The sequence below is a fragment of the Zobellella taiwanensis genome (assembly GCF_003012795.1).
Classification (GTDB): domain Bacteria; phylum Pseudomonadota; class Gammaproteobacteria; order Enterobacterales; family Aeromonadaceae; genus Oceanimonas; species Oceanimonas taiwanensis.
This window is the reverse complement of the sequence record NZ_PXYH01000003.1, coordinates 175,954-201,794: the sequence shown is the minus strand read 5'-3', so window position 1 is coordinate 201,794 and position 25,841 is coordinate 175,954. Positions and strand designations below refer to the sequence as shown.

17 protein-coding genes and 1 CRISPR repeat array are annotated in these 25,841 nt (G+C 64.8%); of the genes, 8 read left to right on the top strand and 9 right to left on the bottom strand.

Annotated features, from left to right (window positions below):
- The first annotated feature begins 54 nt into the window (after positions 1-54).
- On the top strand, positions 55-597 hold the full coding sequence (mobB, locus tag C7I36_RS03470) for a molybdopterin-guanine dinucleotide biosynthesis protein B (protein ID WP_106452334.1): 543 nt from the start codon (positions 55-57) through the stop codon (positions 595-597).
- Here the strand turns inward: mobB and C7I36_RS03465 are convergent.
- Positions 548-1,114 carry a peptide-methionine (S)-S-oxide reductase gene (locus C7I36_RS03465; protein ID WP_245880022.1) on the bottom strand — a complete coding sequence of 189 codons (567 nt, stop codon included), beginning with the start codon at positions 1,112-1,114 and terminating at the stop codon, positions 548-550. The two genes, mobB and C7I36_RS03465, sit on opposite strands and share 50 nt — an antisense overlap.
- Before the next feature lie 106 nt (positions 1,115-1,220).
- On the opposite strand from C7I36_RS03465, the gene C7I36_RS03460 reads away from it, so the two are divergent.
- The 4 genes from C7I36_RS03460 to C7I36_RS03445 all read left to right on the top strand — a co-directional run bounded on the left by C7I36_RS03460 (position 1,221) and on the right by C7I36_RS03445 (position 8,738).
- Complete coding sequence (locus C7I36_RS03460) at positions 1,221-1,979, top strand: sulfite exporter TauE/SafE family protein (protein ID WP_106452332.1); 759 nt, start codon at positions 1,221-1,223, stop codon at positions 1,977-1,979.
- A 43-nt stretch (positions 1,980-2,022) separates the two neighbouring features.
- Positions 2,023-3,756 (top strand): ABC transporter transmembrane domain-containing protein, encoded by a 1,734-nt coding sequence (locus tag C7I36_RS03455; protein WP_106452331.1) that lies wholly within the window; start codon positions 2,023-2,025, stop codon positions 3,754-3,756.
- Complete coding sequence (locus C7I36_RS03450; RefSeq protein ID WP_106452330.1) at positions 3,746-5,521, top strand: ABC transporter ATP-binding protein; 1,776 nt, start codon at positions 3,746-3,748, stop codon at positions 5,519-5,521. The genes C7I36_RS03455 and C7I36_RS03450 overlap by 11 nt, the downstream gene beginning before the upstream one ends.
- Positions 5,522-5,669: 148 nt before the next feature.
- Positions 5,670-8,738, top strand: a complete 3,069-nt coding sequence (locus C7I36_RS03445) for a transglycosylase domain-containing protein (protein WP_425445026.1) — start codon at positions 5,670-5,672, stop codon at positions 8,736-8,738.
- Positions 8,739-8,741: 3 nt separating this feature from the next.
- On the opposite strand, the gene C7I36_RS03440 is transcribed toward C7I36_RS03445, so the two are convergent.
- Positions 8,742-9,770 carry a metal-dependent hydrolase gene (locus C7I36_RS03440; RefSeq protein WP_106452328.1) on the bottom strand — a complete coding sequence of 343 codons (1,029 nt, stop codon included), beginning with the start codon at positions 9,768-9,770 and terminating at the stop codon, positions 8,742-8,744.
- Positions 9,771-9,869: 99 nt separating this feature from the next.
- Here C7I36_RS03440 and cobT point away from each other — a divergent pair, with 99 nt between their 5' ends.
- From cobT to C7I36_RS03425, 3 genes are read left to right on the top strand one after another with little or no spacing between them, the layout of a single operon-like run.
- Positions 9,870-10,931: a nicotinate-nucleotide--dimethylbenzimidazole phosphoribosyltransferase gene (gene cobT / locus C7I36_RS03435; RefSeq protein WP_106452327.1), complete on the top strand. Its 1,062-nt coding sequence runs from the start codon at positions 9,870-9,872 to the stop codon at positions 10,929-10,931.
- 3 nt (positions 10,932-10,934) lie between these two features.
- The gene (cobS, locus tag C7I36_RS03430; RefSeq protein WP_106452326.1) at positions 10,935-11,705 is read left to right on the top strand and encodes an adenosylcobinamide-GDP ribazoletransferase; all 771 of its coding nucleotides are present in this window, start codon (positions 10,935-10,937) and stop codon (positions 11,703-11,705) included.
- Positions 11,702-12,313 (top strand): histidine phosphatase family protein, encoded by a 612-nt coding sequence (locus C7I36_RS03425; protein ID WP_106452377.1) that lies wholly within the window; start codon positions 11,702-11,704, stop codon positions 12,311-12,313. The genes cobS and C7I36_RS03425 overlap by 4 nt, the downstream gene beginning before the upstream one ends.
- Here the strand turns inward: C7I36_RS03425 and C7I36_RS03420 are convergent.
- The 7 genes from C7I36_RS03420 to cas5e all read right to left on the bottom strand — a co-directional run bounded on the left by C7I36_RS03420 (position 12,222) and on the right by cas5e (position 25,837).
- On the bottom strand, positions 12,222-12,614 hold the full coding sequence (locus C7I36_RS03420) for a septal ring lytic transglycosylase RlpA family protein (RefSeq protein ID WP_106452376.1): 393 nt from the start codon (positions 12,612-12,614) through the stop codon (positions 12,222-12,224). The genes C7I36_RS03425 and C7I36_RS03420 overlap by 92 nt on opposite strands.
- Before the next feature lie 17 nt (positions 12,615-12,631).
- Positions 12,632-12,958 (bottom strand): DUF4144 domain-containing protein, encoded by a 327-nt coding sequence (locus C7I36_RS03415; RefSeq protein ID WP_245880021.1) that lies wholly within the window; start codon positions 12,956-12,958, stop codon positions 12,632-12,634.
- Between the two features lie 67 nt (positions 12,959-13,025).
- On the bottom strand, positions 13,026-13,274 hold the full coding sequence (locus tag C7I36_RS03410; RefSeq protein ID WP_106452325.1) for a hypothetical protein: 249 nt from the start codon (positions 13,272-13,274) through the stop codon (positions 13,026-13,028).
- A gap of 90 nt (positions 13,275-13,364) precedes the next feature.
- Positions 13,365-22,852: a CRISPR direct-repeat array (repeat unit 29 nt; unit sequence CGGTTTATCCCCGCGCCTGCGGGGAACGG).
- A gap of 84 nt (positions 22,853-22,936) precedes the next feature.
- The gene (cas2e, locus tag C7I36_RS03405) at positions 22,937-23,230 is read right to left on the bottom strand and encodes a type I-E CRISPR-associated endoribonuclease Cas2e (protein WP_106452324.1); all 294 of its coding nucleotides are present in this window, start codon (positions 23,228-23,230) and stop codon (positions 22,937-22,939) included.
- A 2-nt stretch (positions 23,231-23,232) separates the two neighbouring features.
- Positions 23,233-24,150: a type I-E CRISPR-associated endonuclease Cas1e gene (gene cas1e / locus C7I36_RS03400; protein WP_106452323.1), complete on the bottom strand. Its 918-nt coding sequence runs from the start codon at positions 24,148-24,150 to the stop codon at positions 23,233-23,235.
- A gap of 25 nt (positions 24,151-24,175) precedes the next feature.
- Positions 24,176-25,057 (bottom strand): type I-E CRISPR-associated protein Cas6/Cse3/CasE, encoded by an 882-nt coding sequence (gene cas6e / locus C7I36_RS03395; protein WP_106452322.1) that lies wholly within the window; start codon positions 25,055-25,057, stop codon positions 24,176-24,178.
- Positions 25,058-25,060: 3 nt separating this feature from the next.
- Entirely contained in the window at positions 25,061-25,837 is a 777-nt protein-coding gene (gene cas5e / locus C7I36_RS03390; RefSeq protein ID WP_106452321.1) for a type I-E CRISPR-associated protein Cas5/CasD, read from the bottom strand.
- Positions 25,838-25,841: the final 4 nt, after the last annotated feature.

Sequence of the window (25,841 nt, the reverse complement as noted above, 5' to 3'; positions counted from 1 at the left end):
CCGGTGCCGGGCGTGGCACACTGGGCGCCCTGATCATTGTTTCGGAGCCAGACCATGACCTCAACCCCCGGCTGCCGCCTGCTGGGCTTTGCCGGCTTCAGCGGCAGCGGCAAAACCACCCTGCTGCGCCAGCTGGTGACGCTGCTGTGCCAACGCGGCCTGCGCATCGGCATCATCAAGCATACTCACCACGACGTCGAACAGGATACCCCGGGCAAGGACAGCTACGAGTTGCGCCACGCGGGAGCCGTGCAATGCCTGCTGGCCGGGCCCGGGCGCAGCATCCTCACCTACGAAAATCCGCTACCCCAGGAGCCCGAACTGGCGCTGTGCCTGTCGCGGCTCGATACCGCCCGGCTCGATCTGGTGCTGATCGAGGGCTTTCGCGACGCCCCCCTGGCCAAGCTGGAAATTCACCGCCCGGCGCTTGGCCGCCCCCTGCTGTGCCGCCGGGATGCGCACATACTGGCGGTGGCCAGCGACCGGCCGGACCTGGAGGCGCCGGTGCCCGTGCTCGACCTCAACGACGCCGCCGCCCTCGCCGGCCTTATCGAGCAATGGTATCGGGCAGGGCGCCTGCCAGCTGTGCCGGGTTGAGCCGCTCTCCCGCCGGATAGCCGCAGCCCCGGCGGTACGCCTGGTACAGCAGCGGCTGGCGGGCGGCAAAGTGCTGGTGGCGTGCCGGGGCGTGCTCGAAGTGCCCGCTAGGCAGGATCCGCACCCGGATCTCGCGCCCGCTTTCCAGCTCCAGGCGGGCCCGGCTTTGCTGGGCCCACTTTTGCTGCAGCGTGTTCTGCACATAGAGCGCCGGCCCGAATTCCCGGCCCCGGTCGCAGTACTGGCCGTCGCCGTCGAACAGGTCGACCGCGTGCCAATAGAGGGTAAGCAGCTCGCCGTAGCCTATCAGGTTGTCGTCGTAGTGCACCCGCACCACCTGGCGCCGCTGGTACTGGCCGCCGCTGTTCATCCAGCCCGCCTCCACCAGCCCCACACCGGGCCGGCCGGCAAACAGGGCCTCCATCACCCAGAAGCTGCCGCCGGCAAACACCGCCTGGCCGGCCCGGGCCCAGCCGGGCGCCAGCAACAACAGGCTCAGCAGAAGGATTCGGTACACGGGCATTACTCCTTTACAAGCGCCGCGCGCTTGCGCATAGTTCTCGCTTCAATATGCTAACCGATTGAAAATGGATGGAAACCTTTTTCTCCATCCGGACCCTGCGATGACCACCACCGAAATCCTGCTGCTGCTCGCCGCCGGCGTCCTGTCCGGCTTTATCAATGTCATGTCGGCGGGCGGCTCCCTGCTGACCCTGCCCTTGCTGATGTTCATGGGGCTGGACAGCGCCACCGCCAACGGCAGCAACCGGGTCGGCATAGTGCTGCAAAACCTCACCGCCATCGGCCAGTACCACAGGGCCGGCTTTCGCGACCTGCGCCTCGGGCTGAAGCTGTCCCTGCCCGCCGTCGCCGGCGCCCTGCTCGGGGCCTGGGTGGCGATCTGGCTGGACGAACGGCTGTTCCAGTGGATACTGATCCTGGTGATGGCCGGCTGTGCCCTGATGATGCTGGCGCCGACCCCGGCCGGGCTGTCGACCCGGCCGCTCGACGAAGGCCACCTCGGGCCCCGGGTCTACCTGGCCCTGGCGGTCATCGGCCTGTACGGCGGCTTTATCCAGGTGGCGGTGGGCATTTTGTTCATCACCCTGTTGTACCGGGTCCTGCACATCGATCTGGTGCAGGTCAACCGGCTCAAGGTGCTGATCGTGCTGGTCTACATGATACCGGCCCTGGCCATCTTCGTGGCCGGCGGCAAGGTGGCCTGGAGCTACGGCCTGGTACTGGCCCTCGGCAGCATGCTCGGCGCCTGGTGCGGCGCCCGGCTCAGCCTCGGCGCCAACGGGGTGCGCTGGATAAAATGGCTGACCCTGGCCATGATCATCGCCATCATCGGTAAACTGGCCGTCGACCTGTGGCGCTAGATCCCGGGCAATCGTCCCCCGTGACGGACAAGGAGCGGACTCCATGACGCTGTTCCGGCAACTGGCCTGGTTCTTCCGGGCCCACTGGCGCACCTACAGCCTGGCGCTGCTGATGCTGGCCGCCGTGGCGGTGATGAACATGGCCATTCCCTACCTTATCGGCCGCGCCGTGGACGCCCTGCTGGCCGCCGAACCAGGACGGGCAGACGGCCGCCTGGCCTGGCTCATCCTCGCCCTGGGACTGGCCATCTACGCCCTGCGCCTGGGCTGGCGGCGCATCCTGTTCGGCACCTCCTACCGGCTCGGCAACCTGCTGCGCCGGCGCCTGTTCGCGCTGCTCACCCGCCAGGGCCAGGGCTTTTTCAGCCGCTACAACACCGGCGATCTCATGGCCAGGGCCACCAACGATATCGACGCCATCGAGGTGGCCGCCGGCGAAGGGGTACTGTCGGGCTTCGACGGCCTGCTCACCCTGCTGCTGGTGCTGGTGATCCTGTTCGGGGTTATCGACTGGCGGCTGGCGCTGGTGGCCCTGCTGCCCTTTCCGCTGATGGGACTGGCCTTCTACCGTATTTCCAGCCGTATCCACCACCATTTTGCCGCCGCCCTGAACCAGTTTTCGGTGCTCAACGACAAGGCCCAGGAAGCCATCGCCGGCATCCGCCTGGTCAAATCCATGGGCCGGGAGCAGGCCGAAAGCGACGAGTTCGCCGCCATCGCCCGCACCGCCGCCGAACGCAACTATGCGGTGGCCCGGGCCGAGGCGCTGTATGAACCGGCGGTGTTTCTGTCCATGTCCGCGGCCCTGCTGCTGACCCTGGGCTTCGGCGCCTGGCGGATATGGCAGCAGCAGCTGACGGTGGGCGAGCTGACCAGCTTTACCCTTTACCTGTCCCAGTTGATCTGGCCCATGTTCGCCTTCGGCTGGCTGCTCAATATCGTGGAGCGCGGCAGCGCCGCCCTGCAACGGGTCGACAGCCTGCTGGCGGAGCCCGACAGCGTGCCCGACCTGGGCCGGGCCGAACCCGCCGGCGCCGCCATCGAGGCCCGCGGGCTCGACTTTTGCTACCCCGGCCAGGCAACCCCGGCGCTGCACCAGGTTGGTTTCAGCCTGGCGCCGGGCCGGGTACTGGGGCTGGCGGGGCCCACCGGCGCCGGCAAAAGCACCCTGTTGCAGCTGTTGATGCGCTACTGGGAAACCGCGCCCGGCCAGTTGCTGCTCGACGGCCGGCCGCTGGAGGACTACCGCCTCGACGCCCTGCGCCGCCAGTTCGCCTATGTCCCCCAGGACGCCTTCCTGTTCAGCGCCAGCATTGCCGACAACATCGCCCTGGCCCGCCCGGACGCCGGCCGCGACGAGGTGATCGAGGCCGCCCGGCTGGCCTGGGTGCACGATGACATCGTGGCGCTGCCCGAGGGATACGACACCCGGGTGGGGGAACGGGGCATGACCCTGTCCGGCGGCCAGCGCCAGCGGCTGGCCATTGCCCGGGCCCTGCTCAGCCGGGCGCCGGTGCTGGTGCTGGACGACGCCCTGTCGGCGGTGGACGTGCACACCGAACAGCATATCCTGCACGGCCTGCGCCGGCGGCGCGGCCAGAGCGCCATTATCGTCAGCCACCGGCTGTCGGCGCTGGAGCACGCGGACCGCATCCTGGTGCTCAACCACGGCCGGGTGCAGCAGGACGGCCACCATGCCGGCCTGGTGGCGGAAGACGGCTGGTACCGGCGGATGTGGACCTATCAACAACTGGAGGCGGGGCTGGATGAAGACTGAGGCGCAGGGCAAGGGCACCTTCGGGCTGCTGCTGGCCTACGTATACCGGGACAGGCCCCTGCTGCTGCGGGCCCTGGCCCTGCTGTTGCTGGCCACCGCCGCCGACGTGGCCGGCCCCCTGCTGGCCAAGGTGTTTATCGACGATTACCTGCTGGCGGGCCGGCTGCCGTGGCTGCCGGTGGCCGGCCTGGCGGCCGGTTATGTGCTGCTGCAGGGCGCCGCCGCCTGGCTCAGATACCGCCAGACCCTGCGCTTTACCGACATGGCGCTGGCGGCGGTGCTGGACATCCGCCAGCAGGTGTTCGCCCACCTGCAGCGCCTGCCGCTGGCCTTTTTCGACCGGGCCATGACCGGCCGGCTGGTGAGCCGGATCACCAACGACACCGAGGCCATCAAGGATCTCTATGTGCAGTTTTTATCGGTGGTGCTGACCAATGTGGTGCTGCTGGCGGGCATCATCGTCGCCATGGCGCTGCTCGACCCCGGACTGATGCTGGTGGCGCTGCTGCTGATCCCGGCGGTGGTGGGCGTGATTTACCTCTACCAGAAGCTGAGCGGCCAGGCGGTGGCCGACAGCCGCCAGCTGCGCTCCGAGATCAACAGCGACATCAGCGAGTCCATCGCCGGCATGGCGGTGCTGCAGGCCTGCGGCCGCCAGCCCGACGCCGCCGCCCGTTTCGACCGCCTCAACCGGCGCTATTACGATGCCCGCATGCGCACCGTCAACATCGGCGCCGCCCTGCTGCGCCCGGCCATCGACCTGCTCAGCGTGCTGGCCCTGGTCGGCATCCTCCAGGTGTTCGGCTGGCAGCAGGTCAACGGGGTGGCCGAGGTGGGTGTGCTCTATGCCTTCCTGAGCTTCCTCGGCCGCTTTACCGAGCCGCTGGCCGAGATCACCCAGCGCTTCAACCTCTACCAGCAGGCCATGGTGGCCGGCGACCGGGTCTACCAGCTGATGCAGGAGCCGGTGGAACACCACGGCGAGCGTCTGGCGGAGATTGGCGCGGGCGCCGTGCGCCTGGAGGCGGTGAGCTTTGGCTACCGCCCCGACCGGCCGGTGTTTCGCGAGCTGGACCTGGACATCCCGGCCGGCGCCTTTATCGGCGTGGTGGGCCATACCGGCAGCGGCAAGAGCACCCTGCTCAGCCTGCTGCTGCAGTTCTACCGGCCCGAGGCCGGCCGCATCCTGATCGACGGCGAGCCCCTGGCCGACTACCGGCAGGCGGCGCTGCGCCAGGGCATGGGGCTTATTCCCCAGGAGCCCTTCCTGCTGGCGGGCAGCCTGCGCGACAATATCGACATGGGCCGCGGCCTGCCCCTGGCGGACATCGAAGAGGCGGCCCGCCAGGCCCACCTGCTGCCCCTGATCGCCGGCCTGGAGCAGGGCTTTGATACCCGCCTGGGCGAGCGCGGCACCCGGCTGTCCACCGGCCAGCGCCAGCAACTGGTGATTGCCCGGGCCCTGGCCGGGCGCCCGCGCATCCTGCTGCTGGACGAGGCCACCGCCAACGTCGACAGCGAAACCGAGCAGGTGGTGCAGCAGGCCCTGGCCCGGCTGCACGGCAAGGTGACCCTGATTGTGGTGGCCCATCGCCTGTCCACCATCGCCGGCGCCGATCGCATCCTGGTGATGCACCATGGCGAGCTGGTGGAAAGCGGCAGCCACCGGCAACTGATGGCCAGGCCCCAGGGCCGCTACCGGGCCATGTACCGGCTGCAGCAACAGGCCCGGCAGGTGGCGATGGCCGAGGCCGGCGCCAAATAATTTTTGCCCGCCATCCCCCAAGACGGCCCCGGCGGCTAAGCTTTTGTTATAAGAAGCCCTATCCAGTGGCGCTGAGGGGACCGATATGAGCGCAATACCGCATTCAGAGCATCCTCGACTCCGCCTCCCCGAACAGGAGCCGGCCATCATGCCGTTACCCAAACCCGCCCGGCGCCGCTGGCGCCTGCTGCTGTGGTTGTTGGTGCTGCTGTTGCTGATTGCCTCGGGCGTGCTGGTCGCCTTCGAGATGCGCACCTCCTGGCTGCAGTCCCGGGAAATTTCCCGCTATGCCGGCACCCTGACCTGGCAGCTCGAGCCCGGCCCCAGCGCCGCCGTGCACTATCCCAGCCATGGCCCCTTCGACCAGCGCCTGGGCTACACCCGTCTGCCCGGGCTGCTCGAACGGCTGCAGCAGCAGAATTTCATCATCGAGCAGCAAGTGCAGTTTTCCCCCGCCCTGCTCGAGTACAGCCGCCACGGCTTTTTCACCCCCTACCAGGAAAAGACCCAGGCCGGCCTGTTCCTGAGCGACTGCCGGGCCGAGCCGGTTTATGACTACCGCTATCCCCAGCGCCACTACCCGGACTTTTCGGAAATACCGCCGCTGGTGCTGAGCACCCTGCTGTTTATCGAAAACCGCGAGCTGCTCAACACCGAGCAGCCCCTGGCCAACCCGGCGGTGGACTGGCCACGCTTTGCCAAGGCGGCCATGAGCCAGGTGGGCAAGGCACTGGATATCCAGGACGACTCGGCGGGCGGCAGCACCCTGGCCACCCAGATTGAAAAATACCGCCATTCCCCGGGCGGCCTGACCCACTCGGCCGGCGAAAAGCTGCGCCAGATGATCTCCGCCAGCGTGCGCGCCTACCGGCTCGGGCCCGAAACCCTGACCGCCCGCAAGCAGGTGGCCCTGTCCTACCTCAACTCGGTGCCCCTGGCCGCCGCCCCGGGCCACGGCGAAGTGCACGGCCTGGGCGATGGCCTGTGGATCTGGTTTGGCGCCGAACTCGACGAGGTCAACCAACTGCTCGACCCGACCCGCAGCGCCGGCCTGGCCATTACCGACCAGGGTCTTGCCCTGCGCCAGGTCATGGCGCTGATGATCGCCCAGCGCCGGCCCTCCTACTACCTGTTCCGCGGCCGGGAGGATCTGGAGCGGCTGACCGACAGCTACCTCAGGCTGCAGGCCCAGGCGGGGCTGATCAGCCCCGCCCTGCGCGACGCCGCCCTCGGCCAGCGGCTGCGTTTTCGCGACTTCGGTGCCGCGCCGGTCACCCAGTTCATCGAGGCCAACAAAACGCTGCAGGTCACCCGCGGCCGGCTCGCCGGCCTGCTCGGCGTGTCCTTCTACGAGCTGGACCGGCTGGATCTTGCCGCCGGCACCACCCTCAATGCCGAACTGCAACAGCAGGTGAGCGACTACCTGCAACGGCTGGCGGATCCGGAGTTTGCCCGCGACATCGGCCTGTACGGTGAGCGCCTGCTGTCGCCGGAAAAAACCGCCGAGGTACGCTACAGCTTTACCCTGTTCGAGCGCACCGGCGACAGCTTCGACGTGAGGGTGCAAACCGACAACACCCAGCAGCCCTTCGACATCAACGAAGGCAGCAAGCTGGAGCTGGGCTCCACCGCCAAGCTCAGGGTGCTGGCCACCTACCTGGAAGTGATCGCCGAGCTGCACCAGAAATACGCCGGCGAATCGCCGGACACCCTGCGCCGGCTGACCCCGGAGCGCAACGACCTGCTCAGCCGCTGGGCCATCGACTACCTGCTGCGCAGCCCGGACCGGACCCTGCCCACCATGCTCGCCGCCGCCCTGGAGCGGCGCTATTCCGCCAGCCCCGGCGAGCGCTTTTTCACCGGCGGCGGCATGCACACCTTCGGCAACTTCCGCAAGGAGGACAACGGCCGCAACCCCACCCTGATCGAGGCCCTGCGCGAATCCATCAACCTGCCCTTTGTACGGTTGCTGCGGGATCTGGTGCGCTACAGCACCTACCAGAGCGAAAACCGCGCCCAGCTGCTGGAAGACGACAAGGATCCGCGCCGCCAGGAATACCTGAGCCGGTTCGCGGATCGGGAAGGCCAGGTGTTTCTGCTGCGCTTTTGGCGCAAATACCAGAACAAAACCACGGAAGAGCGGCTGGATGCCTTTTTCGACGGCCTGCGCCCCACTCCGGTGCGGCTGGCGGCGGTGCACCGCTACCTGGTGCCGGGCGCGGATCCGGACGCCTTTGCCGCCTTCCTGCGCCAGCGCCTGCCCCAGGAACGGCTGACCGACAAGCGCCTGGCAGAACTCTACCTGGGCTATGGCCCGGGCGCCTACAGCCTGCCGGATCAGGGCTATATCGCCCGGGTGCACCCGCTTGAGCTGTGGCTGCTCGGCTACCTGCAGCAGCATCCCGAGGCCAGCTTTGCCGACGCCGCCGAGGCCAGTAAGGAGGAACGCCAGGAAGTCTACGGCTGGCTGTTCAAAACCCGCCATCGCAGCGCCCGGGACAGCCGGCTGCGCATCATGCTGGAGGTGGAGGCCTTCTCCGACCTGCACCAGCGCTGGCAGCGGCTGGGCTTTCCCTTCGACCACCTGGTGCCGTCCCTGGCCACCGCCATCGGCAGCTCGGGCGACAAACCCGCCGCCCTGGCGGAGCTGGTCGGCATCATCCTCAACGAAGGCGTGCGCCTGCCCACGGTACGCATCGACCAGTTGCATTTCGCCGCCGGCACCCCCTACGAAACCCGCCTGATCCGCAATCCCAACCAGGGCCAGAGGGTCATGGCCCGGGAAGTGGCGGCCGCCCTGCGCGACGCCCTGTCCCAGGTGGTGGACGGCGGCACCGCCCGGCGGCTGCAGGGCAGTTTCCAGCTGGAGGACGGCACTCCCCTGGTACTGGGCGGCAAAACCGGCACCGGCGACAACCGCATCGAAACCGTGACCCGCTACGGCCAGGTGATCAAGTCCCAGGCCCGCAACCGCACCGCCACCTTCGTGTTCTTTCTCGGCGACCGCCACTTCGGCACCCTCACCGCCTATGTGCCGGGCCAGGAGTCGGACCGCTTCCGCTTTACCTCCGCCCTACCGGTGCAGGTGCTCAAGGGCATGGAGCCGATACTGCGCCCCTACCTGCAACCCGGCGCCCAGAGCCGCTGCCGCCAGCAACTGGCGGCCGGCCCCGAACCGGCCCGGGACGAGGACGCCGAGACGCCCCGGCAGGGCTGAGGCTTACTGGCCCAGGGCCCACTGCCCGGGCGGCGGCAAGGGCTCGCCCAGGGCACGGCGCCACAGCCAGTCCAGCCCCAGGGACAGCGCCAGCCGGTCGCTGCGCTGCTCGGGCACCGCCAGCGCACGGGCCTCGCCCGCGCCCCGCTCGGCCACCACGAAGTTGAAGCTGTAGCCGGGCTCCTGACCCATGCGCAAATCGGTGATCAGCAGGCGTCCGTCCTGCTCGCTGAGCCGGAAAAATCCCTTGCTGAACCAGGCGATGCGCGCCACATAGGGATTGCTGGCCAGCTCCGGATACAGCGCCATGCCCCTGTCGTAGGCGCTGAAGGTCAGTTCGCCCCGGGCATCGAGCAAGGAGTGAAAGCCTTCGAGGTAGCCGTCGGGCGTGATCACCAGCACCCGCCACAGCAGGGTATTGAAGGCGGTGGGCGTTACCAGCCGCCGCTCCACCGTCATCCCCTGAGCCGCCAGGGCATCGTCCACCTTGAGTCCCACCTGCCACTGGGCCAGCATGCTCCAGCCCAGGTACAGGGTGCTCAGCCCCAGCCCCAGCCGGTTGCCGGCCAGCCCGCGCCCGCCGCGCCGGATCAGCGCCACCGCCAGGCCCAGCAACAAGGGCAGGGTATAGAGGGGATCGATAATGAAGATACTGCCGATGCCAAAAGGGTGATCGGTGAAGGGCTGGCCCAGCTGGGTGCCGTATACCGTCATGTTGTCGAGCAGCACATGGGTAATCAGTATCAGCCAGATGGCGGCCATCCAGCCGCGCCAGTGCCCGCCCTGGCCGGGCAGGCGGCACAACAGCCAGGCAAAGAGCGGCGACAGCAGGCTGAGGTAGAACAGCGAATGGCTGGCTCCCCTGTGGTAGGTCATGTTGCTGACCGGGTCGCCGTAATCGATGAACACGTCCAGATCGGGCAGGGTGCCGAACACGGCGCCGGCCAGCGCCGCCTTGCCGATGCCGGCGCGCCGCCCCATCACCGCCACGCCGATGGCTGCCCCCAGGGTCAGTTGTGAAAGAGAATCCATAGGCAGGAATACCTCGCTGGCTGAAAAGGAAAGGGCGGGATCCCGGCCTGGGCCGTTATCTGATAGCATACGAGTCCTGATTCTCTGCCCGCGATAGCCATGTCTCCTCACCCCGAACAATGCGATACCCTTATAGTGCCCCCCATTGCGGCGCCGGCCAACCCCGAACTGAGTGCCCGGCTGCAGGCGGCCCTGGACAACAAGACCAAGCCCAGGGGGTCGCTCGGGCGGCTGGAAGGGCTGGCGCTGCGCCTGGGGCTTATCCAGGGGCGCCTGCTGCCGGCACTGGAGCAGCCCCAGATACTGGTGTTTGCCGCCGACCACGGCCTGGCCGCCCAGGGGGTCTCGGCCTATCCCAGTACGGTGACCGCCCAGATGGTGCACAACTTTCTGCGCGGCGGCGCGGCCATCAATGTGTTTGCCCGCCAGCACGGGCTGGCGCTGCAGGTGGTGGATGCCGGGGTGGACGCCGACTTCGCCCCCGCCGCCGGCCTGCTTGACCGCAAAATCCGCCGCGGCACCCGCAACGCCCTGCACCAGCCGGCGATGACCGCCACCGAGTGCCGGCAGGCGCTGGCCCGGGGCATGGAACTGCTCGATACCCTGCCCGGCAACCTGCTGGTGGTGGGCGAAATGGGCATCGGCAATACCTCCGCCGCCAGCCTGCTGCTGGCCCGGCTGGGCCGGGTGCCGCTGGCCGAATGCACCGGCCGGGGCACCGGACTCGACGACGCGGCCCTGGCCCGCAAACACCGGGTGCTGGAACAGGTGCTGGCCCGCCACGAGCCGGCGCGCACCCCGCTGGCCGCCCTCGCCGCCCTCGGCGGCCTGGAAATCGCCATGATGGCCGGCGCCCTGATCCGGGCCGCCAGCCAGCGCCGCATCCTGCTGATGGACGGCTTTATCGCCGGCGTAGCCTTGCTGGTAGCCGAACAACTGGCGCCGGGCACCCGCCAGTATGCCATTTTCGGACACCGCTCCGCCGAGCCCGGCCACCGCCACCTGCTGCGCCTGCTCGACGCCGAGCCCTTGCTCGAACTGGATCTGCGCCTGGGCGAAGGCAGCGGTGCCGTGCTGGCCTACCCGCTGTTGCAGTCGGCCTGCGCCCTGCTCGGCGAAATGGCCAGTTTTGCCGACGCCGGCATCCGGCCAGAGGCCTGAGCCATGGCTCATGAACTGCGCCTGTTGCTGGTGGCCATCCAGTTTCTGACCCGGCTGCCGGTGCCCGCCCTCCGCCACTACCAGCCCGACTGGCTGCACCAGAGCAGCCGCCATTTTCCGGCAGTGGGCCTGCTGGTGGGCCTGCTGTGCGCCGCCGTTTACTGGCTGGCCAGCCTGCTCTTTGGCCCGCTGGTGGCGGCCGTGGCCAGCACCGCCGCCGGTGTGCGCCTGACCGGCGCCTTTCACGAAGACGGCCTGGCGGACACCTGCGATGGCCTCGGCGGCGGCCTGACCCGGGAGAGAACGCTGGAAATCATGAAGGACTCGCGGCTGGGCACCTTCGGCACCCTGGGCCTGGTGCTGGCGCTGTTGCTGAAAATCGCACTGCTGGCCGGCCTGCCCCTGCCCCAGGCCGTGGCCGCTCTGGTGATCGGCCACGGCGCCTCCCGCCTGGCCTGCATCAGCCTGCTGGCCCTGCTGCCCTATGGCGGCGACCCGGACCATGCCAAGGCCAAGCCCATGGCCCAGCAGCTCACATCCGGCCAGGGCATGGTGGCCGGACTCTGGTTATTGCCGCCCCTGGCGATACTGTGGTCCGGCTTCCATCCGCTGCAGTGGCTGCTCGCCCTGGTGCTGGCGCTGGCCGTGGTTCGTTACCAGCAACAACTGCTGCGCCGCCGGCTCGGCGGCTATACCGGCGACGGCCTGGGCGCCACCCAGCAACTGAGCGAACTGGCCATCTACGCCGGACTGGCCGCCCAGTGGCCGCTGTGAGCCTTTATATCTGGCGCCACCCCAGGCCAAAGCGCATAGAGGGACGCTGCCTGGGCCGTACCGACGCCACCGTGGACCCGCGCAGGCTGCGCCGCCTGGCCGGGCGCATAGCACGCTTTGCCCGCCGCCACCGGCTGCCCAGGGAAATCCATGTCAGCCCCCTTGCCCGCTCGCGCGAGGTCGGCGAATTGCTGCGCCGACAAGGCTGGTTGTGCCGGGTGGAGCCGGACCTGGCGGAAGTGGACTTTGGCCATTGGGACGGCCGCCCCTGGTGTGACATCCCCCTGGCCGAGCTGGACGCCTGGTGCGCCAATTTCGCCCGCCATGCCCCGGGCGGCGGCGAAAGCCTGGAACGGCTGTTCGCCCGGGTTGGGCACTGGCTGGGCACCCGCCCGCCCGGACCTGTGCTGGCGGTGGGACATGCCGGCTGGATCAATGCCGCCCGCCTGCTGGCAGGCGGCCACCCGCTGCCGGCACAGCCGCAGGACTGGCCGGCGCCGGTGCCTTACCAGGCACTTACGGTGCTGACAACAACTCCAGGCGCACCATCACCACACCGTCGCGGATCATGCCAAGCTCCCGGGCTGCCTGCTCGGACAAATCGATGATGCGGCCCCGGGCATAGGGCCCGCGATCATTGATGCGCACCACCACCGCACGCTGGTTGGCGAGATTGATGACCCGCACCCGGCTGCCGAAAGGCAACGTCTTGTGGGCGGCGGTGAGGGCATGTTTATCGAACCGCTCGCCGTTGGCGGTTTGCCGGCCATGATGGCGGCTGCCGTAAAACGAGGCCTTGCCCTCGGCCTGATACCCCGCGGGCGCGGGCTGATCGGGCACCGGATCGGAACTGCACGCCTTGAGCAGCAGCAGCCAGGGCAGGCACCACAAAAACAGATATTTACTCATGTTGACCTTGTTAACCATCACTGCCGTTCGAGCCAGGCGACCAGCGCCACGGCCTCCGGCGCCGAACGCACGTTCAGCTTGGGAAGACAGCAAATACCCAGCCCGGCCGCAAAGTGCCGCAGCCCCTCGTTCAGTTGCGCCAGGCATACTAACCCCGGCTGCGGGCACCAGTACAGCCCGCCCGACGGCCGCTGCGACAAAACATGCATCCGCCCCCGGCTATCGATAAGGCCGTCCCCCTCGTGCGGCCCATAAGCCGCCAGCGAGGCATTATCCGCCACCCAGGCATACCCCTGCCCGCCGGCAAATTCAATGATCGCCGGCCACGCCACTTGCGCGTTCACCCAACCTCCCTCGTCCAGAAAAAAGCCCCGCCGGCAACCCGGCGGGGCCATCATGAGCCGGTCCGGCTCAAATGCCCAGGATTTTCTCGGCTTCCGCCAGCAGGCGCATGGACTCCGCGTGATCACCGGCCAGATGCCTGGCCTCCCCCTCGGCCCTGAGTTCGGCCACCCGGGCCGCTTCTTCCTCCGACAAAACGGGGTTTTCCGCCAGCCGGGCGTCGATGGCCGCCATGTGCGCCGGACAACTGCTGGCCAGCACACCGCCACTGCCCAGCATCAACACCCCGGCCAACAGCATAGAAAACAAAGCTCGCATAACTCTCTCCTCCAGTGGTTGACTGCTTATTAAGGGTAGTGCAGCGAAGGGGCTTAATCCCGGCCTGACTGACGGTGTGACAATAGGGATTAGTTCATCCCCGCGCCTGCGGGGAACGGTCACCGTCGGCGCCGAAAACCTCAATCTAATCCGGTTTATCCCCGCGCCTGCGGGGAACGGTCCAGCTCTGCCGGGCCGAGCATGACCTCGACCGGTTTATCCCCGCGCCTGCGGGGAACGGCTCAACAGCCGCAAGCTGCTTTTTAGCTGCCTCGGTTTATCCCCGCGCCTGCGGGGAACGGAACATATAACCCACTCACAGCCTCACCTCTCGCGGTTTATCCCCGCGCCTGCGGGGAACGGACGTCCAGACCCTCAACGGCGCGATTCATCACCGGTTTATCCCCGCGCCTGCGGGGAACGGGGCTGATGGTGTAATCGTGAACAAGGATCGCGCGGTTTATCCCCGCGCCTGCGGGGAACGGTCGACCGTAACGGCCAGACGGGCAACTAAACACGGTTTATCCCCGCGCCTGCGGGGAACGGTACACCGGAAAGATCCAGCAACAAGATCCTCTCGGTTTATCCCCGCGCCTGCGGGGAACGGGGCATATCCCTTTTCATCATTAGCCAGGGAAACGGTTTATCCCCGCGCCTGCGGGGAACAGTCGATCATGCGCTCGATGGCGATGATGGAACGCGGTTTATCCCCGCGCCTGCGGGGAACGGGCAATCCCAGTCGCTGGGGCCATCTCGATAATCGGTTTATCCCCGCGCCTGCGGGGAACGGGTGACAGGACGCCATGGAACGGGAATACCCCATCCTTTATCCCCGCGCCTGCGGGGAACGGGTGGATGATGACTGATAACACCGGAGGAAATGCCGGTTTATCCCCGCGCCTGCGGGGAACGGCCACAATGACCACAGAACATAGAATCACCAATCGGTTTATCCCCGCGCCTGCGGGGAACGGAGGTTAACCGACCTGACCACTCCGTCAGTACCCGGTTTATCCCCGCGCCTGCGGGGAACGGGCAACCCCATCAGTCAGCACCAGTGCAAGCTCCGGTTTATCCCCGCGCCTGCGGGGAACGGGATACAGCACAGAAGAAGGGCGAGCACAACGACGGTTTATCCCCGCGCCTGCGGGGAACGGTTAAGTTGCGCGACCGGGCAGGGCAAAATGCCCGGTTTATCCCCGCGCCTGCGGGGAACGGACCGCCAATCTGAAAGGCGCGATTCAAGTAGGCGGTTTATCCCCGCGCCTGCGGGGAACGGGCCGTGGTAGCGCTTGTTCGGCTCGATCTGCTCGGTTTATCCCCGCGCCTGCGGGGAACGGCCGGTCGAGCTGGGCAGCGGTTTGCGTCGCTCCGGTTTATCCCCGCGCCTGCGGGGAACGGGGATGACGGTGAAACTGCACGGTGCATTGAAACGGTTTATCCCCGCGCCTGCGGGGAACGGGGGGGATCGTTGTTCAATCATCGCGTAATCCTCGGTTTATCCCCGCGCCTGCGGGGAACGGCAAAGTCATAGCCTTGCCGTCTGTCTCAATAGCGGTTTATCCCCGCGCCTGCGGGGAACGGGGACACCAACGCGGAAGCGGCAGCCGTCAGCGAGGTTTATCCCCGCGCCTGCGGGGAACGGTTGAACATGAAGAATTCCAGGGTATGACTTAACGGTTTATCCCCGCGCCTGCGGGGAACGGTTTCTCGCAGTGCAGATCCCCCAGAACCATAGCGGTTTATCCCCGCGCCTGCGGGGAACGGTGTTGCTCCCTGCGTAGCGCCAAGCCATAAAGCGGTTTATCCCCGCGCCTGCGGGGAACGGACACCGCACACGAGGGACCAATGGGTCGGAAACGGTTTATCCCCGCGCCTGCGGGGAACGGTGATTTGAAACTGATACATGGTGCGATCCTCACGGTTTATCCCCGCGCCTGCGGGGAACGGGCAATCCTAGTCGAATAAATCGTCTTGATAATCGGTTTATCCCCGCGCCTGCGGGGAACGGAATACCCTGATTGTAACCTTTTGGGCGTCTATCGGTTTATCCCCGCGCCTGCGGGGAACGGCCGACCATCTGTTCGGTCTTTTTTTTAGCCTTCGGTTTATCCCCGCGCCTGCGGGGAACGGTTCGCCCAACGCGATTTCGTGCAAGTGTAGCACGGTTTATCCCCGCGCCTGCGGGGAACGGTGACCATCGACACCGCCAAGGCCATATACAAGCGGTTTATCCCCGCGCCTGCGGGGAACGGTCATAGAAACCCGGCGCAAGGGCATCTTGAGGCGGTTTATCCCCGCGCCTGCGGGGAACGGAAACGGAGCCCAAAAATACACAGCAGCAGACGCCGGTTTATCCCCGCGCCTGCGGGGAACGGCAGCTCGGTTTCGGTGTAGGCCATGTCGGCTCCGGTTTATCCCCGCGCCTGCGGGGAACGGTCGGTGATGGTAGGCCCAGCGAGGGCCGCAGACGGTTTATCCCCGCGCCTGCGGGGAACGGACCATGCTGCCGACAATGTATAAAAGCAAAGTCGGTTTATCCCCGCGCCTGCGGGGAACGGAGAATAAAAACCAAAATATAAGCGACGTGAACCGGTTTATCCCCGCGCCTGCGGGGAACGGGCGCAACAGCAACACGCTGACGGCTAACAGGTCGGTTTATCCCCGCGCCTGCGGGGAACGGTTTGTGTTGTTGGGTGGAAGACTGCGAAGACGCGGTTTATCCCCGCGCCTGCGGGGAACGGTACCCAGCGGCTTAGGCTGCTCATTGAGCAGCCGGTTTATCCCCGCGCCTGCGGGGAACGGTCAGTCCCGCCACGTTCGCGGAATTCCAGCAGCGGTTTATCCCCGCGCCTGCGGGGAACGGCTGCAGGGCCAACATGCCGGCCAGCACTTTTTCGGTTTATCCCCGCGCCTGCGGGGAACGGTACTGGATCACCCGCTCGCGAACGGCTGGGTCCGGTTTATCCCCGCGCCTGCGGGGAACGGTAATGAACGGCGGATTGGTGCGGAGTGCTGTTCGGTTTATCCCCGCGCCTGCGGGGAACGGTCGAGAATAAGGCCGCCCGGTCAACATATCAGCGGTTTATCCCCGCGCCTGCGGGGAACGGGCCGCCTCCCTGTTCCGGCTCTATGCCGACGCCGGTTTATCCCCGCGCCTGCGGGGAACGGACATCCCGGCGAATGGCGGCAGCGCTGGCATACGGTTTATCCCCGCGCCTGCGGGGAACGGGAACTGCACCGGCAGATCCTGTCTGACCAGATCGGTTTATCCCCGCGCCTGCGGGGAACGGTTTGCTTCTCAGCTGATCCACCAAGATCATCGCGGTTTATCCCCGCGCCTGCGGGGAACGGGCCCGTCCAAGCTGCGCAAGCAGTGGAACACCCGGTTTATCCCCGCGCCTGCGGGGAACGGGCCGGGTAACTGTAACCCTTGGTGTCGATATGCGGTTTATCCCCGCGCCTGCGGGGAACGGCTGGGCCAGCGCCTGGCGGTTGGCGTCGTGCGCGGTTTATCCCCGCGCCTGCGGGGAACGGAGCAGCATACCGGTGTATCCGCAAAGCATCCGCGGTTTATCCCCGCGCCTGCGGGGAACGGTATTAGTTGCGAAGTCGATGGTCAAGTTGTAACGGTTTATCCCCGCGCCTGCGGGGAACGGGCATGGTAAGCAATTTTGGCAACTGAGTACCGCGGTTTATCCCCGCGCCTGCGGGGAACGGTGGGGAAGGAAAGGAAGCGCCGAGGCCTGTCCCGGTTTATCCCCGCGCCTGCGGGGAACGGTCATAAATCCATCAAAATATCCCTGCATTTTTCGGTTTATCCCCGCGCCTGCGGGGAACGGTCATGCCCCTAATATTATATCATCAAAGGAAACGGTTTATCCCCGCGCCTGCGGGGAACGGCCAAAAGAGACAAGATTACTAGAGCGATTCGTCGGTTTATCCCCGCGCCTGCGGGGAACGGTTTCCCCCGTGGTGAATGGCCGTAATATCCTGCGGTTTATCCCCGCGCCTGCGGGGAACGGCGATGCCGGCATCCAGATCCACGCTGTACTGGCGGTTTATCCCCGCGCCTGCGGGGAACGGGCCACATCGGCCCCCAGCCAGGCCAGGTCGATCGGTTTATCCCCGCGCCTGCGGGGAACGGAGGCCATCCCCCGGCGCGATGTGCTGATTGCGCGGTTTATCCCCGCGCCTGCGGGGAACGGGACTCCCGGCGCGGATGGTATCAAACATTTCCCGGTTTATCCCCGCGCCTGCGGGGAACGGTAGTTTTGTACGCTGCCCAATCCCAATTGGGCCGGTTTATCCCCGCGCCTGCGGGGAACGGAAGGGCTGGGGGCTGAGCGCCAGAATGGCCTGCGGTTTATCCCCGCGCCTGCGGGGAACGGATCCGGCCAGAAGCCGTCATTGCTGACGGTGGCGGTTTATCCCCGCGCCTGCGGGGAACGGATCTCCAGCTCGGGGATAAACTGCTCGTTGACCGGTTTATCCCCGCGCCTGCGGGGAACGGGTGATCTGCAGCTTGACGCCAAACACCTCCACCGGTTTATCCCCGCGCCTGCGGGGAACGGTTCTATCTTCTCCACTAGCTCCAACATAGCCGCGGTTTATCCCCGCGCCTGCGGGGAACGGCATGGGTTCAGAGTACGGGACTACTGCCCCCGCGGTTTATCCCCGCGCCTGCGGGGAACGGTGGCGGAGCGTCCCGACGATGAACGGGCCTATCGGTTTATCCCCGCGCCTGCGGGGAACGGTTTGAGATTCAATCGTGGTAACAAGCCCAGTGCGGTTTATCCCCGCGCCTGCGGGGAACGGTTTTGACCTGATTCCGAGGGGGGAGTCTGTGACGGTTTATCCCCGCGCCTGCGGGGAACGGTGCACCAGCAGGTGATAATGGATCCTGCCGGACGGTTTATCCCCGCGCCTGCGGGGAACGGTGCTGTGCCCAGTGGATGAAATTTCACCATTACGGTTTATCCCCGCGCCTGCGGGGAACGGGAACTCCAGGGTGACGGGGTTGTGACTACTTCCGGTTTATCCCCGCGCCTGCGGGGAACGGTTGATGTCATGCGGGAAGCCATTTCGGCCATGCGGTTTATCCCCGCGCCTGCGGGGAACGGACCACTGTGACAGACACGTTAGGGCGGCGTTGCGGTTTATCCCCGCGCCTGCGGGGAACGGATTTTCATTAACCCCTGTTATGGTTTCATGTTCGGTTTATCCCCGCGCCTGCGGGGAACGGGTCACCACCGTCAGTTGGTCGAATAAATTGTCCGGTTTATCCCCGCGCCTGCGGGGAACGGCGGTGAACGAGCCCCCAAGAGAACCGGCAGCCCGGTTTATCCCCGCGCCTGCGGGGAACGGCGCTGGTGAAGCTCCACCATGTAAGCCAATTCCGGTTTATCCCCGCGCCTGCGGGGAACGGCCGTTTACCACCTGGACGCAGATCGTGAAGGACGGTTTATCCCCGCGCCTGCGGGGAACGGGTCTGGCTGGTGCTGGCTATGTTTTTTATCAGCGGTTTATCCCCGCGCCTGCGGGGAACGGGTCGATGTTTTTGCGATAGTTGATTTTCATTTCGGTTTATCCCCGCGCCTGCGGGGAACGGGACGAATACCGCTACATTCAGCAACTCATTACCGGTTTATCCCCGCGCCTGCGGGGAACGGGTACTCATGTGCACAAGTAGATTAATGGAAATGCGGTTTATCCCCGCGCCTGCGGGGAACGGACCGTTATGGCTCGCTGGCAATATCCGGGGAGCGGTTTATCCCCGCGCCTGCGGGGAACGGGGCGCGGGCGAACACCGCCTGGCGATAGATCACGGTTTATCCCCGCGCCTGCGGGGAACGGTCGGTGATCGATTACGACGGACCTGCCGACTGCGGTTTATCCCCGCGCCTGCGGGGAACGGATTTGGATTATCAATCATGCCGCAGTATTACCCGGTTTATCCCCGCGCCTGCGGGGAACGGTGGCCTGGAGCTGACCGATAAACAGGAGGTAACGGTTTATCCCCGCGCCTGCGGGGAACGGCTGGCAGTACGGCGGCACCGGCGGCTGGCGCGCGGTTTATCCCCGCGCCTGCGGGGAACGGGTCTCGGTTGCGGACACTGTATCTGCTCTGGCCGGTTTATCCCCGCGCCTGCGGGGAACGGACCTCCCAGGCGTGGTTGGCGATCTCGGTGAACGGTTTATCCCCGCGCCTGCGGGGAACGGGTCAGCGTCCTGCTGCACCTGAGATGCCACAGCGGTTTATCCCCGCGCCTGCGGGGAACGGCTGGCGGTTGATGCGGCATCGAAAACGTACTCCGGTTTATCCCCGCGCCTGCGGGGAACGGAGTTTGCATTCAACTAAAGGTTGAATTATATTCGGTTTATCCCCGCGCCTGCGGGGAACGGGCTTCATCGAGCACCACCGACAGTTCGCGCACCGGTTTATCCCCGCGCCTGCGGGGAACGGCCCATGAGGCCAGCATTCTGGCCCAGGTGGCGCGGTTTATCCCCGCGCCTGCGGGGAACGGGTGCTGGAAAAGCACCACTGGCGGGGGCTCAACGGTTTATCCCCGCGCCTGCGGGGAACGGTTGATCTTGAGGTGCTGCCGCACCTGCCCGGCCGGTTTATCCCCGCGCCTGCGGGGAACGGCGCTCGAAACGGCGGGCGGCGTCTTCCACCGACGGTTTATCCCCGCGCCTGCGGGGAACGGCGGCTGACGGCGTCTACCGTCCACCGCAGCGCCGGTTTATCCCCGCGCCTGCGGGGAACGGACCTTCGGCACCATGGCCGATCTGGCCCGTACCGGTTTATCCCCGCGCCTGCGGGGAACGGTATACCGTCGGCTTTGCGCCGGGCCTCAAATACGGTTTATCCCCGCGCCTGCGGGGAACGGTGAACGGAGTAAGAGTATTACCAGCCACAACCCGGTTTATCCCCGCGCCTGCGGGGAACGGTAGATAAACGTCTGGTCCCCGTCGCGCGGACCCGGTTTATCCCCGCGCCTGCGGGGAACGGGACTCGATCCCGTAGCTGCAGGCGCCGATGGCCGGTTTATCCCCGCGCCTGCGGGGAACGGCCCCATTCCCCGGTTGTTCCGAGGTGGGTATGCGGTTTATCCCCGCGCCTGCGGGGAACGGAGTATCAGCCCGCTGATCAGGTCCACCAGTACCGGTTTATCCCCGCGCCTGCGGGGAACGGACCAGCGGTGGCGTTGAGTACATCGAGGTGCGCGGTTTATCCCCGCGCCTGCGGGGAACGGCTGGGTTACGGCGCCTCCCTGCTGATAACCTACGGTTTATCCCCGCGCCTGCGGGGAACGGTACAAATGATTCCATTAACAATTCAGTTTCTGCGGTTTATCCCCGCGCCTGCGGGGAACGGCGCAGGGTCAGGCGGATTATCTGAATGAGTCGCGGTTTATCCCCGCGCCTGCGGGGAACGGCCATTGCTATTCGTGTCACGGTTATTGGCCTGCGGTTTATCCCCGCGCCTGCGGGGAACGGCGGAGCGCTGAGCGGGTGGCTGTACCTCTTTACGGTTTATCCCCGCGCCTGCGGGGAACGGCGGTGAAGTTCGGGTGTCACTGAATCCCGAACCGGTTTATCCCCGCGCCTGCGGGGAACGGCATCAAAGAAACAAGGTTCAAGCCGTGCCAGCCGGTTTATCCCCGCGCCTGCGGGGAACGGACGTGATTGGTCTGGTTGATCAACTATTAGACCGGTTTATCCCCGCGCCTGCGGGGAACGGCAGCCGCGCGTTCTTGTCGGCCTCCTGACGGGCGGTTTATCCCCGCGCCTGCGGGGAACGGTTGTTTGCCGGTCAGCATTTTGATGAGTTTGCCGGTTTATCCCCGCGCCTGCGGGGAACGGGGTTCGGCCCAGTGGCGGGCCAAGGTAGGCGCCGGTTTATCCCCGCGCCTGCGGGGAACGGCATGAGCAGAGTGTATATTTTGCCGAAAACACCGGTTTATCCCCGCGCCTGCGGGGAACGGACAGCACGGAGTAGCCCCCAAGGGGTGCAGCCCGGTTTATCCCCGCGCCTGCGGGGAACGGCCAACCTTGCTCAGTGAACCCTGAGCGGCAGGCGGTTTATCCCCGCGCCTGCGGGGAACGGAAATAATTGAATCCGAATACCCTGATTGTAACCGGTTTATCCCCGCGCCTGCGGGGAACGGAGCTTTCTCGCAATGGCGACGTTGCCGTTGTTCGGTTTATCCCCGCGCCTGCGGGGAACGGCTGCCGTAGTAACTGGCTCTGCTCATGCTGAACGGTTTATCCCCGCGCCTGCGGGGAACGGCCAGTCCGGCATGATACAGTCCCGGGGCGTAACGGTTTATCCCCGCGCCTGCGGGGAACGGCCCTATATTGCCGGCAATCCGGATGTTGAAGCCGGTTTATCCCCGCGCCTGCGGGGAACGGTCGGGTCGTGTGCAGAGTTCAGTGATACTGCACGGTTTATCCCCGCGCCTGCGGGGAACGGAGCCTACCCAACCTGATATCGTTTTGGCATCACGGTTTATCCCCGCGCCTGCGGGGAACGGGAAGCACAGATCCCGCCAGTAGGTATTGGGCGCGGTTTATCCCCGCGCCTGCGGGGAACGGTATATATGCCAGTTCGAAGATCCGTTAAATGCCGGTTTATCCCCGCGCCTGCGGGGAACGGGACCCCGAGAACCTACCCGCGCCTTACGCCACCGGTTTATCCCCGCGCCTGCGGGGAACGGGACGATATGGCGTATTTGCCATGGGAAAGGCGCGGTTTATCCCCGCGCCTGCGGGGAACGGCATTACGCCGGAGAGATAATACACCTCTAACGCGGTTTATCCCCGCGCCTGCGGGGAACGGCCCTATTTCACCGTGCCGGCCGAGGGCTGGGGCGGTTTATCCCCGCGCCTGCGGGGAACGGTCGATGGCCATGGGGGTCCTTTTTTAGTAAGCCGGTTTATCCCCGCGCCTGCGGGGAACGGTTGTTAACGGAAAGGAGGCGAATCGAGTTATACGGTTTATCCCCGCGCCTGCGGGGAACGGCGGGTGCGCCCGCCAGCCGTCCGGCCTAATCACGGTTTATCCCCGCGCCTGCGGGGAACGGGAGCTGCTGCACGCCACCTGGCACGAGATTGACGGTTTATCCCCGCGCCTGCGGGGAACGGACGGAGGATAGCGCCCGGCGCTCGCTGGAGTACGGTTTATCCCCGCGCCTGCGGGGAACGGGGGGGCGCCTCATGTGGGGTCTTTGGCTCCCACGGTTTATCCCCGCGCCTGCGGGGAACGGGTGGCCGGGTTATCCATGATCATGCGATAACCCGGTTTATCCCCGCGCCTGCGGGGAACGGTTCGAGGGTGGCGAGGGTCGGGGGGATTCCTACGGTTTATCCCCGCGCCTGCGGGGAACGGCAAAATTCTATTTAGAAAATACTCTCGTATTTCGGTTTATCCCCGCGCCTGCGGGGAACGGGGAGGTTTTGGCAAAGACCTTGCCGACGCTGAACGGTTTATCCCCGCGCCTGCGGGGAACGGCAGTTCGGCTCCCGGCTGGTGGGCACGATGATCGGTTTATCCCCGCGCCTGCGGGGAACGGACTAAATGTATATAACTGATTTAGTTGGCTTTTTCCAGGAAAGAAAAAGCCACCAATAATTCCGCTTTGTTAAAGATCACTAACTCATTGATTTTCAATAGGATAGAATGAGACCAACCGCAGGCCATCCAAGTCCACCGGCATACGCCGGTTTTTGCCATGGGTTTGGAACTCAAAGCCCGACTCGGTATTGGTCGCCCAAGCCATCACCACATTGCCCTGCTCGGCCAATTCGGTGCTCTGCTCCCAAATCATCTCCCTGATACGCTTGGATACATCGCCCACATAAACCCCGGCCCTCACTTCCAGCAGCCACACCGCCAGGCGTCCTCTCAGGCGGGGCGGTACATTTTCGGTCACAACCACCAGCATGCTCATTGTCAGCCGCTCCTGTGTCCGTCTTCGCCCAGGGGCTTGGGTTCCGGGATGGCGATGGGCTGAGCATCCTTTGGCGGCGGTGGCGGCTCGATACCCCCTGCGGCCAGAACCTCTTCAACAAGGGGGATCAGCTTCGCCAGGGTATTACTGCTACGAAAAATGTCCCGGCAGGCAACACGTACTTCCCGATCGGGCTCAGCCGGGTGTTTACGCGCTATTTCAAAGGCCTTGGGAACGACGGTCTCGAACTTGATAATGTCGGCGATATCGTAAACAAAGGACAGGGGCTTGCCGGTGTGGATAAAACCGATGGCAGGCGCATATCCCGCCGCCAGAATGGCTGCCTCGGTAATGCCATAGAGACAGGCGGTAGCGGCGCTGATGCACTGGTTGACCTTATCCCCTTTGGCCCAGTCCTTGGGATCGTAGCGCCGACCGTTCCACTTCACCCCATACTGCTTGGCCAGCATGGCGTAAGTGGCCCGTACCCGACTGCCTTCAATCCCTCTTAGCTGATCTACCGAACGGCGACTTGGCGCTTCTTCGCCAAAGCGCAGCTCGAACATCTTGCGTACCACCTTTAGACGCAGCTCTTCATCCAGTGCCAGCTTGGCCTGATAGAGCAGCTTGTCGGAACGGGCCCCTCCCGGCTGGCCACTGGCGTAGAGTCTGACGCCCGCCTCTCCCACCCATACCAGCAAGGTGCCCACGGTCGCCGCCAATTTAGCGGCGGCGTGGGATACCCGGGTACCGGGCTCCAGCATGATGCAAGCTACCGAGCCCACGGGAATATGAGTACGCACACCGCTCTTGTCGATCAGCACAAAGGCACCGTCGAGCACATCGATTTGCCCATACTGCAAAAAGATCATGGATACCCTGTCTTTGAGTGGTATGGGCTTTAGGGGAATAAAAGGCATAGGGTGCTCCTTGATACCAGCAGACTCAGTACGCCACTGGCTTGACCAGCATCAACCCACAGCCAAAGCCTTTTGCTGGACCAATACCTTTACCTAACATATCAAGGAAACGTGCTGAATCGTGAATGACCAACTCCCCCGACATATCCACTGACAGGAAGCGAGCTTTATCTCGCTTTTCCGGTAAGGGATGGGCACGGTAACCATGCCATTCAAAGGCAGGGACTTTGCGCACCTCTCCGCTGTTTTCATCCTCAACTTGATACGTTGTCAGGGAAAATATCCCTTCTCGTGATTGGCTCTGAGTCAGCCAAGTGATCAGACGGCGACTAACCGCTTCCTGAACTGCCAAGTCGAGCAACTCACATACCTCATGGCACCGGTAGACCTCGGCGAAATAGCGTGTCTGGCTCAGATAGCTGCAGAGCCAATCATTGAGTTGAACGGTATAGTTGCCTTGCAACAGGCGAGTTCTTAACTCCGATTTCTTACCCGACTGCGGTAAATGCAGCTCTCCGCACAGGTGACGATAAAACGTCAGTTGTTCGTCCATGGCCAGGTCATGACGCTTTTTATTGCGAGTGACTACGGGATTAGCACGCAACCGAAATGATAGCTGCTGCCCTGCGGCAAAGTCCGGTTTAAATGGTTTGCACTGCACATTGAAAAGTGGCGTCTGGGCTTTGGGTTGGTGAGGGGAAAGCAGATAATACACTGGCTCACCCTTAGCCCCAGGGTGACTTAACTGCTCTTTGGAAACTTCCTCCCGGTAGAGAAAGTCTCGTTTAGGCTGGTCAAATAAGTCCCACAACAACTGGTGAGTACCATAGGTACGCTTAAGCAAAAGCTGCCCTAACTGAGTATTGACACCGATATCCGGCTTGAGGGTAATGCGTGATAAGTACATTTACTAGCCCTCCATGGAGTAAAAACGATGAACCTTCCGCGGGGAAAATTGCCACCGCAGACGCGAAAGTAACTGGTCATGTTGAGTGAGGGTGATAACTGATGACGCATCCAGTTCATCGTCCGCTGCAAACTCCTGAAACTCACCTTCCCAGAAATATTCAACCCCATGTCCAAGCGGTAGATAGCGACTATCTTTATCTTCTTGGTCTCTCCAATGCGGGTCAGCAAAGAATAATCTCCCTGCCGCATAACCCCTGAATGCTTGATAGAACCCATTGGCTTGGGTAACGGTTGGTGCCAATGGTGCTGCCAGCGGACAGGATTTACGCCCCAGGTACAACACAAACTTGGGAGAGTTCAAGGCGCTTGCCAATTGCTCCAGGGTGAAAGGTGCGGCTTCATCGGCCTTGAGGGCAACCCAAGCCAGCGCATCAGTACGATATTCCCGGCTAGAGAGAACCGTCCCCAGACGGTCACGGCCAACCGTTAACTCATCGCGACGCGTACGGTAGCGGAACTTGCCCACCGAATCCGGCGCTTGGACGGTGTGGTAATCACGCAGCAATTGCCCTTTGCTCCACACCGCTGTCGCCATGCTATAGTGACGATTAAAGGCCAAATGCGTGGCCTCTTCTTCACGGCGAATTCCTAAAGCCGCCACCACCAGCCCCATAATGGCGGTTTTAGTCGGTCCTGAGAGGCTATGGCGTGATTCACCCACCGCGATATCTCCCCAGCTGGCCATCGGCCCGTAAAGACGAAACAGCAGATAGTCCATACGA

Excerpts from the sequence above, each read along its gene's own strand:
- mobB (WP_106452334.1), top strand. The coding sequence starts at position 55 with ATGACCTCAACCCCCGGCTGCCGCCTGCTGGGCTTTGCCGGCTTCAGC.
- C7I36_RS03460 (WP_106452332.1), top strand. The coding sequence starts at position 1,221 with ATGACCACCACCGAAATCCTGCTGCTGCTCGCCGCCGGCGTCCTGTCC.
- C7I36_RS03455 (WP_106452331.1), top strand. The coding sequence starts at position 2,023 with ATGACGCTGTTCCGGCAACTGGCCTGGTTCTTCCGGGCCCACTGGCGC.
- C7I36_RS03450 (WP_106452330.1), top strand. The coding sequence starts at position 3,746 with ATGAAGACTGAGGCGCAGGGCAAGGGCACCTTCGGGCTGCTGCTGGCC.
- C7I36_RS03445 (WP_425445026.1), top strand. The coding sequence starts at position 5,670 with ATGCCGTTACCCAAACCCGCCCGGCGCCGCTGGCGCCTGCTGCTGTGG.
- C7I36_RS03440 (WP_106452328.1), bottom strand. The coding sequence starts at position 9,770 with ATGGATTCTCTTTCACAACTGACCCTGGGGGCAGCCATCGGCGTGGCG.
- cobT (WP_106452327.1), top strand. The coding sequence starts at position 9,870 with ATGTCTCCTCACCCCGAACAATGCGATACCCTTATAGTGCCCCCCATT.
- cobS (WP_106452326.1), top strand. The coding sequence starts at position 10,935 with ATGGCTCATGAACTGCGCCTGTTGCTGGTGGCCATCCAGTTTCTGACC.
- C7I36_RS03420 (WP_106452376.1), bottom strand. The coding sequence starts at position 12,614 with ATGAGTAAATATCTGTTTTTGTGGTGCCTGCCCTGGCTGCTGCTGCTC.
- C7I36_RS03410 (WP_106452325.1), bottom strand. The coding sequence starts at position 13,274 with ATGCGAGCTTTGTTTTCTATGCTGTTGGCCGGGGTGTTGATGCTGGGC.
- cas2e (WP_106452324.1), bottom strand. The coding sequence starts at position 23,230 with ATGAGCATGCTGGTGGTTGTGACCGAAAATGTACCGCCCCGCCTGAGA.
- cas1e (WP_106452323.1), bottom strand. The coding sequence starts at position 24,150 with ATGCCTTTTATTCCCCTAAAGCCCATACCACTCAAAGACAGGGTATCC.
- cas6e (WP_106452322.1), bottom strand. The coding sequence starts at position 25,057 with ATGTACTTATCACGCATTACCCTCAAGCCGGATATCGGTGTCAATACT.
- cas5e (WP_106452321.1), bottom strand. The coding sequence starts at position 25,837 with ATGGACTATCTGCTGTTTCGTCTTTACGGGCCGATGGCCAGCTGGGGA.